Raw genomic sequence first — 14,351 nt, forward strand, 5'->3', positions numbered from 1 at the left:
GCGAGCGGCGGCGCCGGGCCGGCTCTTACTTCTGCGCCGTGACGGGCGAACGTGTCACACCTGCGCCTTTACCGTTCAGCCGTCAACCACTTGTCCGTGCGGGGCAGTTGGCCGGCCGGTCGCCGCGGCCGCGGGTGCTCAGGCCGCCGGGGCGGTGAGCTGCACCAGTTTGACGACCGTGTTCCAGTTGCGGGTGGTGGCGATCAGCCCCTTGTTGGTGCGCGGCCTGGACAGCGCCTCCGCCAGCTTGGAGCGTCCGAGGCCGTCCGGGGCGTACAGGTACAGCGCGCGGTCGCCGAGGCGGAACTCCTCGGGGAGGTGGGCGGCGGCGTCCAGGTCCGCGAACCGCTCCGGCGCGACCGGCGCGGAGAAGTAGGTGACGTGCAGCTGCCTGGCCTCCAGCTCGGCGGCCGGGAAGGGGCAGGCGTCGGCGATCGCCCTGAGGTAGGCGTGGTCGCGGACGAGCACGTCGACCGGGAAACCGAACCGCTCCTCGATCGCCGCGGACAGCTCCGCGGCCAGCGACTCGCCGTCCCCGTGGGCGGCGGCGAAGACGGCCTGCCCGCTCTGCAGGTAGGTCTGCACGGACCCGTACCCGAGGCCGGTCATGAGCGCCCGCAGCTCGGCCATCGGGAGCTTCTTCCTGCCGCCCACGTTGATCCCGCGCAGCAGTGCCGCATACATCGTCATTCGAACACCTTAGAACGGCCGTCGTGCCCCGTGGGGGCGGGCACGACGGCCGTGCCGGGCATGCCGGGCTGCCCGAAACTCTGGCCGATCAGACCGCTCCGGATCAACTCCTACACGCACCTGTGACTTGTTCAACAAGGTTTCGTAATCACAAAGCGGATCCCCGCCACCGGAACGGACAGCCCTGATCATCACCCCCGAGATGGGTCGATAGATGTAAGGGCCCGACATACTCCCAGGCGATGAGGGCCGCCCGTCCCACTTCACCGGACAGTACGAGGAGTCGGTCTTGTCCGGCCCCTACCTTCGAAGCGAACGCAGGAAGTCGTGAAGAGACCGTGGCGGCCGGGGCCGTCACCGCACACGAGGGGGGCGATCCCGTCATGGATCCCGTCAGGGGAAGCGGAGAGACGCGGGTGCGGGGCCTGGCCGCCCGGGCCGGCGGCTGGAGCGCCCGGCACCGCTGGGCCGCCGTCGGCATATGGGTGCTGTTCGTCGTCCTGGCCATGGGGCTCGGCTCGGCGGCCGGCCGGGTCGACGTCGACGAGAGCGACCAGCTCAAGGGCGAGACCCACACCGCGGCGCGGATCATCGACGACGCGGGCATCGAGGAACCGGCGAGCGAGACGGTCCTGATCCAGTCCGGGGACCCGGCGGTCAAGGCCACGGACGCCGGGTTCAGGTCCGCCGTCCACGACGTCGTCGCGGCGGTCGCGGGCACCGGCGAGGCCACCGGCATCACCTCGCCGTACACCACCGGAACCGTCTCCAAGGACGGCCGCAGCGCCCTGGTCCAGTTCGACATGCGGGGCGACGCCCAGACCGCCGCCGACCGGGTCGGGCCGGTGCTGGACGCGGTGGCCGGGGTGCAGAAGGCGCACGGCACGCTGCGGATCGCGGAGATCGGCGGCGCCAGCATGAACAAGCAGTACGACGACGCCTTCGGCAAGGACTTCCAGCGGGCCGAGTACTCCGCCGTGCCGGTGGCCTTCGGCATCCTGCTGATCGCCTTCGGCGCCCTGGTGGCCGCGCTGCTGCCGGTGGGCCTCGCGGTCACCGCGATCATGGCGACGATGGGCCTGATGGGCCTGGTCAGCCACCTCCAGCCGATGAGCGACACCGCCAACTCCGTGATGCTGCTGGTCGGCATGGCCGTCGGCGTCGACTACTGCCTGTTCTACCTGCGCCGGGAGCGCGAGGAGCGGCAGGCGGGCCGGGACGCGGGCGCGGCCCTGCGGATCGCCGCGGCCACCAGCGGCCGGGCGATCATCGTCTCCGGGGTCACGGTCTGCGTGGCGATGGCGGGCATGCTGTTCACCGGGCTCGCCGAGTTCGAGGCGATGGGCCTGGCGTCCCTGATGGTCGTCGCGGTCGCCATGGTCGGTTCGGTGACCGTCCTGCCCGCGCTGCTGTCGCTGCTGGGCGAACGGGTCGAGAAGGGCAGGCTCCCGTTCCTGCGCCGCCGGGCGCGCACGGACGGGCCGTCCGAGAGCCGCTTCTGGACGGCGGTGCTGCGCGGTGTGCTGGCCAGGCCGCTGGTCTCCGTGCTCGTCGCGGTCGGGGCGCTGCTCGCGGTCGCCGCACCCGCCCTCGGCATGAAGACCTCCCAGCTCACCCTGGACCAGGAGTTCGGCGGCTCGCTGCCGATCGTGCAGACCTACGACCGCGTCAACCAGGCCTTCCCCGGCGGCTCCGAGCCCGCCGAGGTGGTCGTCAGGGCGAAGGACATCAACGCCCCCGAGGTGCGCCGGGCACTCACCGACTTCCGGAAACAGGCGATCAGTTCGGGTGCCTCGCGCGGCCCGGTCGACATCAAGGTGCACGACGCCCAGAACGTCGCCCTGATCTCCGTCCCGCTGGTCGGCGGCTCCGACATGGACAAGGCGGGCCAGAGCCTGCAGAAGCTGCGCGACCGGGTAAGGCCCGCCACGCTCGGCCGGGTCGCCGGGGTGCAGGCGCCGGTGACCGGGAACGTCGCGGGCAACGAGGACTTCAACGACCAGCTGATGGGCTCCGTCGTCCCGGTCTTCGCCTTCGTGGTCGTCTTCGCCTTCCTCCTCATGCTGCTGTCGTTCCGCTCGCTGACGGTCGCGATCACCTCGATCCTGCTCAACCTGCTCTCGGTCGGCGCCGCCTACGGCATCCTCGTCGCCGTCTTCCAGCACGGCTGGGGTGCCTCGCTGGTGGGCGCCCAGGGCGTCGGGGCGATCGTCAGCTGGCTGCCGCTGTTCCTCTTCGTGATCCTCTTCGGCCTGTCGATGGACTACCACGTGTTCGTGGTCTCCCGGATCCGCGAGGCCCGGCTGCGCGGCCGGTCCACCAGGGACGCGATCCAGCACGGCGTGGTCACCACGGCCGGGGTCGTCACCAGCGCGGCCGTGATCATGGTGGCCGTGTTCGCGATCTTCGGCACGCTGTCCATGCAGTCCATGAAGCAGATGGGCGTCGGCCTCGCGGCAGCGGTCCTCATCGACGCGACGGTCATCCGGGGCGTGCTGCTCCCGGCGGTGATGGCGCTGCTCGGCGAGCGCAACTGGTACCTGCCCTGCTGGCTGCACCGGCTGCCCGACCTGACGCACGACGAGTCCCCGGAGCCGCCGGCCCCCCGGGCAGTCCGGGACGAGCCGGACCGGCTGCCGGTCTGACCTCGGGACACGCGCCGCGGCACGGGTGCTCAGCGCTGGTAGCGGGCCAGCACCAGGTTGCCGTCCCGCTCCAGGCGCCGGCGCAGTTCACCGAGGCCGATGGCGCCGCTGTAGTACGACTGGAGGGCGGGGGTGGCCACCTTGTCCTTCCATTCCGGGTAGCCGCGCACCGTCTGGGCGGGGGCGGGGCTGAGCCCGGCGGCCAGGGCGGTGCCGGTGGCCCAGCCGTATCGAGTGGTGTGCAGGGCCGGGTCCTTCAGGGCCTGGGTGCCGGTGGGCAGCATCCAGTCGCCGAGGGCGAGCCGGACCATGTTCTTCGGCCGCAGCAGGAAGTCGATGAACGCGGCCGCCTCCTTCTTGTGGGGACTGTCCTCGGCGACGGACAGCGTCTGCGGGCTGACGCCCTGCGCCGTGCCGTCGGCACCGGCCGGGGCCGGCAGCACCTCCCAGTCGAAGCCCTTCGGCGCCTGCTGGACGATCTGCTGGCGGTAGGAGAAGCCGAGCGGCACCATCGCGTACCTGCCGCCGAAGAAGCCGGGCAGGGTGTCCGAGCCGCCGCTGCCCAGGGTGGAGCCGGGTGCGCTGTGGTCGACGACGACCTGGTCGTGGACGGTGCGCGGCACGGCCTGGTCGGCGGCCCCGAACCGCACGGTCACCCTGCCGTCCGCGCCCCGGTGGAAGAGCTGTCCGCCCGTCGACAGGGAGAGGTTGAGCGTGGCGGAGACGGGCTCCTTGAGCGGCCAGGCCACGCCGTACCTGCCGTCGCCGCTCAGCTCCTTGGTGACCGCCCTGAACTCCGCCCAGCTCCAGGGGTGTCCGGGGGTCGGGATGCGCACGCCCGCCTGCGCGAGCCAGGCGCTGTTGGCGATCAGCACCCGCGGCTCCTGGAGGAAGGGCACCCCGTAGACGCCGTCGCCGAAGGCCGCCGTCCGCCAGCTCCGCTGCGGTATGTCGGATCTCAGCCGATCGGACAGCAGCCCGGTCAGGTCGGCGAGGTAGCCGCCGTAGGCGAAGTCGGCCAGGTCGTCGGAGGCGTCGTGGATGATGTCCGGCGCCTCACCGCCCTCGAAGGAGGTGAGCAGCTGGTCGTGGACGCTGTCCCAGCTTCCCTGCACGTACTCGACCTTGACGTCCCGGTGGGTGGCGTTCCACTCCCTCACCAGCTCCTTGTTGGCGGCGACCGACTCCTCCTGCCAGGCCAGGGACTGGAAGCGGAGGGTGACAGGACCGTCGTTCCGGGCACCTGACGCGCAGCCCGCGAGCAGCAGGAGGAAGGCGGCGACGACCGCCGTGCCGGCCCTGGTCCGCATCAGCTCTTCACCGCCCCGGTGAGCATCCCGCCGGTGATCCGGCGCTGGACGAGTGCGAAGACCACCAGCGAGGGCAGGGTGGCCAGGAAGGCGGCCGCGGCGAGCGGGCCCAGGTCGGCCACGCCCTCCGCGCCGATGAAGTGGGTGAGGACGACCGGCAGGGTCTGCTTCTGCGGGGTCTTCAGCAGCACCAGCGCGAAGAAGAACTCGTTCCACGCGGTGACGAAGGCGAACAGCCCGGTCGCCACGATCCCCGGCGCCAGCAGCGGTGCGGTCACCGACACCAGCGTCCGCAGCCGCCCGGCCCCGTCCACCGCTGCGGCCTCCTCCAACTCGACGGGGACCGCCCGGACATGGCCGACCAGCATCCACAGCGCGAACGGCAGCGCCCACACCACGTACACCATCACCAGCCCGGACAGGGAGTCGATGAGCCGCAGGTGCTTCAGCACCAGGAACAGCGGGATGATCACCAGCACGAACGGGAACGCCTGGCTGACCACCACCCAGCCGCTGACCGCCCGGGACAGCGGGCCGCGCCGCCGGGCCACGACGTAGGCCATCGGGGTCGCGAGGAGGACGGCGACCAGGGCGGCACCGAGCGCGGCGACCAGCGAGTTGAGGCCGGCGCGCAGCAGCGGCTGTTCGCCGAAGGCCTGCCGGAAGTTGGCCAGGGTCGGGTGCCGGGGGATCCAGGTCGGATGCAGACTGCCCAGCTCGGCAGGTGACTTGAAGGCCGTGGAGAGCAGCCACAGCAGCGGGAAGGCCAGGAAGACCAGATAGCAGAAGAGGGCCGCGTACTGGGCGGCACGGGCGCCGGGCCGGGTCTTCACGCGTCCTCGCCTCCCCGCAGCCGGCCCGCCAGGAAGACGGCCAGCAGGACGGCGATCACCGCGACCATCACGCAGCCCATCGCCGCCGCGTAGCCGAACTGGCCGTAGCGGAAGGCCTCTTCGTAGGCGAACAGCATCGGCAGCCGGGTCTTGCCGCCGGGGCCGCCGCTGGTCAGGACGTAGACCAGGGCGAAGGAATTGAAGTTCCAGATCAGGTTGAGCGCGGTGACGGCCAGCGCGACCGGTCTGAGGGCGGGCCAGGTGACCGTGCGGAAGCGGCGCCAGGCGCCCGCGCCGTCCACGGCGGCCGCCTCGTGCAGTTCGCGCGGGGTGTTCTGCAACCCGGCGAGCAGGGCGACCGTGGTCTGCGGCAGGCCGGCCCAGACGCCGACGACGATCACGGCGGGCAGGGCGGTGCCGAGGCCGCTCAGCCAGTCCCGGCCGTCGCCGAGACCGAGGTCGCGCAGGGTCTCGTTGAGGATCCCCGCGTCCGGGTTGTAGACCAGCCGCCACATGATGCCGACGACGACCTCGGGCATCGCCCAGGGCACGATGGCCAGGGCTCGGGCGAAGCGGCGCAGCCGCAGCTCCTCGTTCAGGAGGAGCGCGAGGCCGAGGGCGAGCAGGAACTGCGGCACGGTCACCCCGGCGGCCCACACCAGGCCGATCCGGAACGACTCCCAGAAGAGCGTGTCGTGCAGGAGGTCCTGGAAGTTGAGGCCGCCGGTCCACCGGGTGGCCGCCGTCCGGCCGGACTGGGCGTCGGTGAAGGCCAGCAGGATCCCGTAGAGCAGCGGGCCGACGCTCAGGACCAGGATCGGCACGAGCGCGGGCAGGACCAGGAACCAGGCGCCGTGGCCGGTCAGGCGTGCGGCGTCCGGCCGCCGCACGGTGGCCGTGTTCGTCGCCAGTGCCACGTCGTCCCCCTTCGCGGCCCGCTCGGGCCTGGTCATGGTCGTGAAGGCAGCGTGTTCCGTCAAGGCACCGCGTACCCGCCACGACCTTCGCGGATGCGAGACTGGCCGGCGGACGGCCGGCGGACCGCGCCGTGTGCGTTCGCACAGCGGCGGGCGCGAGGGCCACGGGAACGGACACGGAGGCGGACGATGGACGAGGCAAGGGCGCGGGACGTACTGGCCGCGGCGGGTGTGCTGCCCGGTGCGGCGGCGGGCGCCTCGCTCCTGGCCCTCGGCGAGAACGCGGTTTTCGCCGCCGGGGACCTGGTGGTGAAGGTCGGCCGTGACGCCGAACTCCTCGACCGGGCCCGGCGGGAGCTGGAGATCGCCGGATGGCTGGCGGAGGCGGGCGTCCCGGCCGTCCGTGCCGCCGAGCCGAAGGCCCGGCTCGTGGACGGACATCCGGTGACCGTGTGGCACCGGCTGGCGGAGCCGGTACGGCCGGCCGGGCCGCGCGATCTGGCGGAACTCCTGCGGATCGTGCACGCGCTGCCCGCTCCCGGCTTCGCGCTGCCGCCCCGCGAGCTGCTCGGCGGTGTGGAGCGCTGGCTGCGGCTCGCCGGGGAGGCGGTCGACCCCGCCGACGCGGCCTATCTGCGGGAGCGCCGGGACGGCTTCGCCGCGGCCGCCGCCGCGCTGACACCGCGGCTGGCCCCGGGACCGATCCACGGCGACGCGCTGCCCCGCAACGTGCACGTCGGCCCGGACGGTCCGGTCCTGGTCGACCTGGAGACCTTCTCGTGCGACCTGCGCGAGCACGATCTGGTGGTCATGGCGCTGTCCCGGGACCGGTACGGCCTGCCGGCCGAGGCCTACGACGCGTTCGTCGAGGCCTACGGGTGGGACGTGCGGGAGTGGGAGGGGTGCTCGGTGCTCCGGGGCGCGCGGGAGACGGCGAGTTGCGCGTGGGTGGCGCAGCACGCGCCGAGCAGTCCGAAGGCGCTGGCGGAGTTCCGCCGACGGGTGGCGTCGCTCCGGGACGGCGACGAGTCGGTGCGCTGGTACCCCTTCTGAGCCGCGGCCGGGGAGCGCCCGACGGGACGCGGGGCCGTGGTGGATGTGCGGCCGGTGCCGCGTGAGCGCGCCGGTCCGCAGCGGACGCGGCTCACGGCCGGCGCGGTGCTCAGACGGCCTCGGCCGGCTCCCGCAGCGGCCACGCCCCGTCCACCACGGCGTCGGCCTCTCCCTTGCGCCGCAGGAACTCCTGGAAGTCCGCGGCCCATTCCGCGTACCACTCCACCTGGCACCGGTGGAGCTCGGCCGGGCCCAGCGCCGCGACCTTCGGGTGGCGGCCGGCTATGGCCCCGGCCAGCCGGGCCGCGGCCAGGGCGTCCGCCGACGCGTCGTGGGCGGCGGCGAGGGTGACGCCGTACTCGGCGCAGACCGCCTCGAGGTTGCGCTTGCCGCGGCGGTAGCGGTCCACCCGGCGGTCGATGGTGTACGGGTCGATGACCGGAGCGGGGTCGAGGCCGCCGAGGCGGTCGGCGAGGGACGGCAGGCCGTGCCGGCGCAGTTCCGCGGAGAGCAGGGTGAGGTCGAAGGCCGCGTTGTAGGCGACGACCGGGACGCCCGTCTTCCAGTACCCGGTGAGGACGTCCGCGAGGGCGTCGGCGACCTGGTCGGCGGGGCGGCCCTCGGCCGCCGCCCGCTCGTTGCTGATGCCGTGCACGGCGACGGCGTCCGCCGGGATCTCCACGCCCGGGTCCGCCAGCCACTCGCGGCGGCCCAGCTCCTGCCCGGCCCTGACCTCGATCACGGCGCCCGTGACGATCCGCGCCTCGCGCGGATCCGTACCCGTAGTCTCCAGATCGAAGCCGATCAGGAGTTCCTGGTGCCAGCCCATGGGCGGTCCCCCTTCTTGGTGGTGCTTTCCCCCAGTGGTCTCCACCCTCGCATGCGCCACTGACAATCGGGGGACCGCGTTCCGCTTGTCGTCACGCCCGTCTCAGGACACAGGGCGCGAATCCACCCAAGCCATTTCGAACTCCTCACGGTAGGTCGGGAAGAGCCCCGACTCCATGACATCGTCCGACTTGACCACCTTGTCGCCGTTGCGCAGGACCAGCACCGGCGACTCCATGCCCCGCGCCCCGCGCAGGTAGGACTGGACGATCGCGACGCCGTCGGCGCCGTCGCCGTCCACCAGGTAGGCGGAGAAGCGCGGGGTGTCGTCGTACACCTGGATCTCGAAGGCGCCCGGGTCGCGCAGCCGGGAGCGGACCCGGCGCATGTGCAGGATGTTCATCTCGACCGAGCGGGAGAGTTCGCCGCGCTTCATGCCCAGCTCGCGCTCACGGCGCTTGATCGCGCTGGAGGCGGGGTTGAGGAAGAGCAGCCGGATCCGGCAGCCGGTCTCGGCGAGCCGGACCAGGCGGCGGCCGGAGAAGTTCTGCACGAGCAGGTTCAGCCCGATGCCGATGGCGTCCAGCCGGCGGGCGCCGCCGAAGAGGTCCTCGGCCGGGAACTGGCGCATGAGCCGGACCCGGTCGGGGTGGACCGCGACGACGTCCGCGTAGCGGTCGCCCACCAGGTCCTCCACCGCGTCCACCGGCAGCCGGCGCGCGGAGGGCACGTCACCGCCCGCGCCGAGCATCTCCAGCAGCCTGGCCGAGGCCCGTTCGGCCTGGCCCAGGACGGCCTCGGAGAGCGCCCGGTTGCGGGAGACGACGTTGCGGGTCACCTCCAGCTCGTCCAGAGCGAGTTCGACGTCCCGGCGTTCGTCGAAGTACGGCTCGAAGCACGGCCAGTGCTGCACCATCAGCTCGCGCAGCTGCGGCAGCGTCAGGAAGCTGATCACGTTGTCGTCGGCCGGATCCAGCAGGTAGCCCTTGCGGCGGCTGACCTCGCGGACCGCGACCGCCCGCTGGACCCACTCCTGGCCGGCCGGTCCGGCCGCGGCCACCACCCACTCGTCGCCGTGGACGGGTTCGTAGATGGGCCGGAGCACGGCGGCCACGACGGTGCGCAGCCGCTGCTCGACCAGGTTCAGCCAGATGTAGGCGCGGCCCGCCCGCTGGGCGCGCGTACGCACCTCCAGCCAGGCGTCGGCGTCCCAGTCCAGCTCCGGACCGATGGAGCCCGAGGCGTCCATCGGCCGGGCCAGGGACACCGCGCCGGGCGGGACGTCTGTGGAGTTCCCCTCGTGACCCTCGTCACCAGGGGGCAGCTCCAGGCCTCCCGAGCCCACCCGTGCACCGCCTTCCGCTCCCCCGCACCTTCCCCGTGCCAACGATCAAGGAAGGGTACTCCGGGAGCGGTCGGCGGTGCAGCAGGATGGACAGGTCGTTTCTCAACTACCGTTTCCGGGCTGACCGTTCTGATCGGCGAGAGCGGCCGGAGTGAGCGGATTCATAGCGGTGACATCACGCGGGGCGATGGAGAAGCCCTGCCAGTGGACCGGCATCGGCTGCTGGTCCTCGTCGCGCGCGATGTGGTGGAAACCGACGTTCACCCAGACCACGGGGTTGGTGAGGGTCTGTCCGTTCACCCACTGGTCGACCGTCTTGGGGTGGCCGTTGGCGCAGCCCGGGTTGTTGCTGGCGAACAGCTCGCACTTGTCGTACTGGGTGAAGTAGACGTCGTGCTTGGTGAAACCGTGACCCGGGTACTTGTTGGTGGCGCCCTGGACGATCTCGTACGAACGGGCGTGCCCGTCCTTGTTCTTGCCCGCCGTGCTGACCACGCGCCACCAGCGCATGTTCTTGGAGTCGCCGGCGAGCTCCTTGGTGACGTTGGTGCGGGTGGTCTTGTTGGTGGGCGCCTCCTGGCCGTGCGCGGGCGCGCTGACCTTCGAGTCGTACTGCTCGACGCGGCTCTTGGAGGAGCCGTCGAGGTCGAAGTCCAGCTTCCAGAAGACGTTGTGGCTGTGGCTGGTGGCGTAGGCGTGGGCGCCCTTGCCGATCGGCCAGCCGCGGCCGTCACCGGCGTCGTAGTCACCCGGCGAAAGGCTGCCGGTGGCACCGACGTTCATGTTGATCGTGCCGTCGTCCTGGAACCGCCACTCGGTCATGTACTCGTACCAGCCGACCTTGTTGACGGTGTAGACCAGCAGGTCCTTGCCCTGCTGCTGGTACACCCGGTTGCCGGTGTCGGCCTGCATGCGGTACGCGTGTCCGCGCGAACGGGTGGTGGTGCACAGGCCGTTGACGTTCGGGTGCGCCGGGTCCCAGGCGTCGGGGACCTTGACGGTCTTGATGGTGCCGCCGGGGCACTCGGCCGAGGCGAGCGGCACCAGGCCCTGCGCGAAGCCGAAGCCGGTGAGGTCGTCGTACTCGACGCTGCCGTCGTCGTAGGGGACGTCGATCTGGCCGAGGCGGGCGCTGGAGAGGACCTTGATCGGGGCCGCCTCGCCCTTGGGCTGGTAGGAGATGTGCTCCAGGACCAGCCCGGCCTTGCTGTCGTAGCGCCAGCACATCCGCCAGGTGGTACCGGTGGAGAGCTTCTGCTCGATCCGGTAGGCGGCGGAGCAGTCGGCGGCGGGCGCGGCGGCCTGCTTCGGCTGTGCGGCGGCGGGTCCGGCCGCGGTGGTGGCGCCGGCGGCCAGCGCCGCCACGGACAGGCCCACGGCGGCCGTCCGGCGGGCGCGGCGGATTCTGTTCGGATGCATGACGAAGTGACTCCTCGTACGGGAGATGCTCGGAAGGGAGCTGGGAGGTGCGGACGGGACCGGCTCAGCGACCGAGCTTGACGACCTTGCGCGCGCTCAGGTCGACGATCAGCGAACGGGCGTCGATCCAGGGCCCGTTCTTGACCTTCGGGAAGAGCCGCACGCAGCGGTGTTCGCCGCACGTGTCGAGCGCGGCCGGCTGGGCGCCCGGAGTGGCGCGGTAGACCGCGCTGTTGAGCAGCAGCTGCTGCTCCGGGGAGGTGAGGTCCTCGCCGGTGGCGTCCTTGAAATCCGCCTTCAGGCCGGCGCCGAGCGGGTCGGCGACGAGCAGCCGCAGCGCCTCGACGTTCTCGTCGTGGCTGAGCGGCGGCTGGACGCCCTGCCGGGTGGTGGTCTGCTCGACCTTGCCGGTGTCGAGGTTGACGGTCCGGGTGACGAGGCTGTCGTCCCGGTAGTCGTAGAACGTCACGTCCGCGCGCCGCGGCGCGTTCGTGGCGTCCAGCTCGTCCGCGTCCGGTTCGGCCAGGTCGACGCTGATCCGCTCCGGGCCGCGGTGCCCCTCGACGTTCTCCCCGGCGCTGAACATCTGCTTGGTCAGGGCGAGTTGTTCGACGCGCTTGGTCTCGTCGTCGGTCAGCGGATCGCTGCCGGTGCCCTTCTTCCCCTCGGCCGGCGCCTGTTCCACCACGCCCGGCCGGACGGTGCCGGAGCCCTGCCCGGTCTGCCCCGCCTGCGCGGCGACCGCGCCGGTCCCGTCACCGCCTCCCGAGTCGTCCGCCCCCGCCGTCCCCGGCAGGGTGATGCCGACCATCACGGCGGTTCCCGCCACCGCCAGGCCCGCACCGGCCACCACTTTGCCCAGATGGCGGTGCACTATCCTGCGCACATCTTCCCCCTACTCCCCCTTGGTCACAGGGAGTACGTGTCTGCCCCACTGGTTCGGCACACGTGGCCACTTGAGGCGCTGTGTGCACTGGTCGCCGGGTAAGAGGGACGTAAGTCGGATGGGGTTCCATTACTTTCGGGCAGACTCATGACCAAGGCGCCCCCGCGCGCGATGCACACCTGGAAGAGTCGACTTCATGCAGGTCTGGCCTGGAGAGGCATATCCGCTCGGCGCCACGTACGACGGCGCCGGGACCAACTTCGCGGTGTTCACGGAGACCGCGGACCGAGTCGAGCTGTGTCTGCTGCACGACGACGGCTCCGAGACGGCGGTGGAACTGCGCGAGAGCGATGCTTTCGTGCGGCACGCGTACCTGCCGGGGGTGATGCCCGGACAGCGCTACGGCTTCCGGGTGCACGGCCCCTACGACCCCGGACGCGGGCTGCGCTGCAACTCGGCGAAGCTGCTGCTCGACCCCTACGCGAAGGCGGTCAGCGGGTCGGTGCGCTGGGGCGAGGAGGTGTACGGCTACCACTTCGGCGACCCCGACAAGCGCAACGACCTGGACTCGGCCCCGCACACCATGACGTCCGTGGTGATCAACCCGTACTTCGACTGGGGCGACGACCGGCGGCCGCGCACCGAGTACCACCACACGGTGATCTACGAGGCCCACGTCAAGGGCCTGACCATGCGCCATCCGGGCCTGCCCGAGGAACTGCGCGGCACCTACGCGGGCCTGGCGCACCCGGCCGTCATCGAGCATCTGACGGAGCTGGGCGTCACGGCGCTGGAGCTGATGCCGGTCCACCAGTTCGTCAACGACCACCGCCTGGTCGACATGGGCCTGAACAACTACTGGGGCTACAACACGATCGGTTTCTTCGCCCCGCACAACGCGTACGCCTCCTGGGGCGACCGCGGCCAGCAGGTCCTGGAGTTCAAGTCGGCGGTCCGGGCGCTGCACGAGGCCGGGATCGAGGTGATCCTCGACGTGGTCTACAACCACACCGCCGAGGGCAACCACCTGGGCCCGACGCTGTCCTTCAAGGGCCTGGACAACCCGTCGTACTACCGGCTCACCGACGATCCCCGCTACTACATGGACACCACCGGCACCGGCAACTCGCTGCTGATGCGGTCCCCGCACGTCCTCCAGATGATCATGGACTCGCTGCGGTACTGGGTCACCGAGATGCATGTCGACGGGTTCCGCTTCGACCTCGCGGCGACCCTGGCCCGGCAGTTCCACGAGGTGGACCGGCTGTCGTCGTTCTTCGACCTGGTGCAGCAGGACCCGGTGGTCTCCCAGGTGAAGCTGATCGCCGAGCCGTGGGACGTGGGCGAGGGCGGCTACCAGGTGGGCAACTTCCCGCCGCTGTGGACCGAGTGGAACGGCAAGTACCGGGACACCGTGCGCGACCTGTGGCGCGGCGAGCCGCGCGCGCTCGCGGAGTTCGCGTCCCGGCTGACCGGCTCCTCCGACCTCTACCAGGACGACGGCCGCCGCCCGCTCGCCTCCATCAACTTCGTGACCTGCCACGACGGTTTCACGCTGCACGACCTCGTGGCGTACAACGACAAGCACAACGAGGCCAACGGCGAGGACAACCGGGACGGCGAGAGCCACAACCGCTCCTGGAACTGCGGGGTCGAGGGCCACACCGACGACCCGGCGGTCCTCGAACTGCGCGAGCGGCAGATGCGCAACTTCGTGGCCACGCTGATGCTCTCCCAGGGCGTGCCGATGATCGGCCACGGTGACGAGTTCGCGCGCACCCAGCAGGGCAACAACAACGCCTACTGCCAGGACAACGAGGTCTCCTGGGTGGAATGGCCGGAGACCGAGGACGACGGCGGTCTGCCGGCCTTCACGCGGGCGATGGCCCGGCTGCGCAAGGAGCACCCGGTGTTCCGGCGCCGCCGCTTCTTCCACGGCCGGCCGGTGGAGGGCACCCACGACGAGCTGTCCGACATCGCCTGGTTCACCCCGGAGGGCCACGAGATGGCCCCGCAGGACTGGGGATCGGCGCAGGCCTCGGCGCTGACGGTGTTCCTCAACGGCAACGCGATCTCGGAACCGGGCACCCGCGGGGAGCGGATCGCCGACGACTCCTTCCTGCTGATGTTCAACGCGTCGCCGGAGCCGCTGGAGTTCCTGGTGCCGGTCAACCACGGCCGGCAGTGGGAGGTGGTGGTGGACACGGCACGGGCCGACGGCGTGTCGCCGGGGGAGAAGGCGGACGGCGGGTCGCGCCTGACCCTGGTGGGGCGGAGCCTGACGGTCCTGAAGCGGCCGGCGTAGGGCGGGTGCGCCCGGACGGACCGCCGTCCGGGCACGCCCGCCGGGGCCGGTCGCGGCGGCCCGGCGGCGGACGCGTGTCCGGCAGCGGCCCCGCACCGGCGCCGGGCGGTTCGCCGTGCC

Annotated in this window: 11 protein-coding genes; 3 read left to right on the top strand and 8 right to left on the bottom strand. The window is 71.7% G+C overall.

The features are described 5' to 3' along the window. Positions 1–138: 138 nt before the first annotated feature. On the bottom strand, positions 139–690 hold the full coding sequence (locus ACIQOE_RS12150) for a DUF1697 domain-containing protein (RefSeq protein ID WP_362648202.1): 552 nt from the start codon (positions 688–690) through the stop codon (positions 139–141). Between the two features lie 383 nt (positions 691–1,073). Here ACIQOE_RS12150 and ACIQOE_RS12155 point away from each other — a divergent pair, with 383 nt between their 5' ends. Then, complete coding sequence (locus ACIQOE_RS12155; protein ID WP_401411218.1) at positions 1,074–3,335, top strand: MMPL family transporter; 2,262 nt, start codon at positions 1,074–1,076, stop codon at positions 3,333–3,335. Positions 3,336–3,364: 29 nt separating this feature from the next. Here the strand turns inward: ACIQOE_RS12155 and ACIQOE_RS12160 are convergent, their stop codons facing one another. From ACIQOE_RS12160 to ACIQOE_RS12170, 3 genes are read right to left on the bottom strand one after another with little or no spacing between them, the layout of a single operon-like run. Continuing rightward, positions 3,365–4,645, bottom strand: coding sequence for an ABC transporter substrate-binding protein (locus ACIQOE_RS12160; RefSeq protein WP_401411220.1), 1,281 nt, complete (start codon positions 4,643–4,645; stop codon positions 3,365–3,367). Next, a complete protein-coding gene (locus tag ACIQOE_RS12165; RefSeq protein ID WP_351326046.1) occupies positions 4,645–5,478 on the bottom strand; it encodes a carbohydrate ABC transporter permease in 834 nt (277 codons plus the stop codon). The genes ACIQOE_RS12160 and ACIQOE_RS12165 overlap by 1 nt, the downstream gene beginning before the upstream one ends. Next, positions 5,475–6,431, bottom strand: coding sequence for a sugar ABC transporter permease (locus ACIQOE_RS12170; RefSeq protein WP_362648190.1), 957 nt, complete (start codon positions 6,429–6,431; stop codon positions 5,475–5,477). Before ACIQOE_RS12170 ends, ACIQOE_RS12165 begins: the two co-directional genes overlap by 4 nt. Before the next feature lie 153 nt (positions 6,432–6,584). On the opposite strand from ACIQOE_RS12170, the gene ACIQOE_RS12175 reads away from it, so the two are divergent. Next, complete coding sequence (locus ACIQOE_RS12175) at positions 6,585–7,448, top strand: phosphotransferase enzyme family protein (protein WP_401411223.1); 864 nt, start codon at positions 6,585–6,587, stop codon at positions 7,446–7,448. Positions 7,449–7,557: 109 nt separating this feature from the next. On the opposite strand, the gene ACIQOE_RS12180 is transcribed toward ACIQOE_RS12175, so the two are convergent. The 4 genes from ACIQOE_RS12180 to ACIQOE_RS12195 form a co-directional block, all read right to left on the bottom strand. Next, on the bottom strand, positions 7,558–8,277 hold the full coding sequence (locus ACIQOE_RS12180; protein ID WP_401411225.1) for a 3'-5' exonuclease: 720 nt from the start codon (positions 8,275–8,277) through the stop codon (positions 7,558–7,560). Positions 8,278–8,379: 102 nt separating this feature from the next. Then, on the bottom strand, positions 8,380–9,621 hold the full coding sequence (locus tag ACIQOE_RS12185) for an SAV2148 family HEPN domain-containing protein (protein WP_351326039.1): 1,242 nt from the start codon (positions 9,619–9,621) through the stop codon (positions 8,380–8,382). A 102-nt stretch (positions 9,622–9,723) separates the two neighbouring features. Continuing rightward, positions 9,724–11,040 (bottom strand): copper amine oxidase, encoded by a 1,317-nt coding sequence (locus ACIQOE_RS12190; RefSeq protein WP_351326037.1) that lies wholly within the window; start codon positions 11,038–11,040, stop codon positions 9,724–9,726. A gap of 64 nt (positions 11,041–11,104) precedes the next feature. Continuing rightward, positions 11,105–11,926: a Tat pathway signal sequence domain protein gene (locus tag ACIQOE_RS12195; protein ID WP_399011149.1), complete on the bottom strand. Its 822-nt coding sequence runs from the start codon at positions 11,924–11,926 to the stop codon at positions 11,105–11,107. A gap of 196 nt (positions 11,927–12,122) precedes the next feature. On the opposite strand from ACIQOE_RS12195, the gene glgX reads away from it, so the two are divergent. Further along, entirely contained in the window at positions 12,123–14,231 is a 2,109-nt protein-coding gene (glgX, locus tag ACIQOE_RS12200; RefSeq protein WP_351326034.1) for a glycogen debranching protein GlgX, read from the top strand. Positions 14,232–14,351: the final 120 nt, after the last annotated feature.

The organism is Streptomyces sp. NPDC091282, assembly GCF_044757385.1.
Classification (GTDB): Bacteria; Actinomycetota; Actinomycetes; order Streptomycetales; family Streptomycetaceae; genus Streptomyces; species Streptomyces gramineus.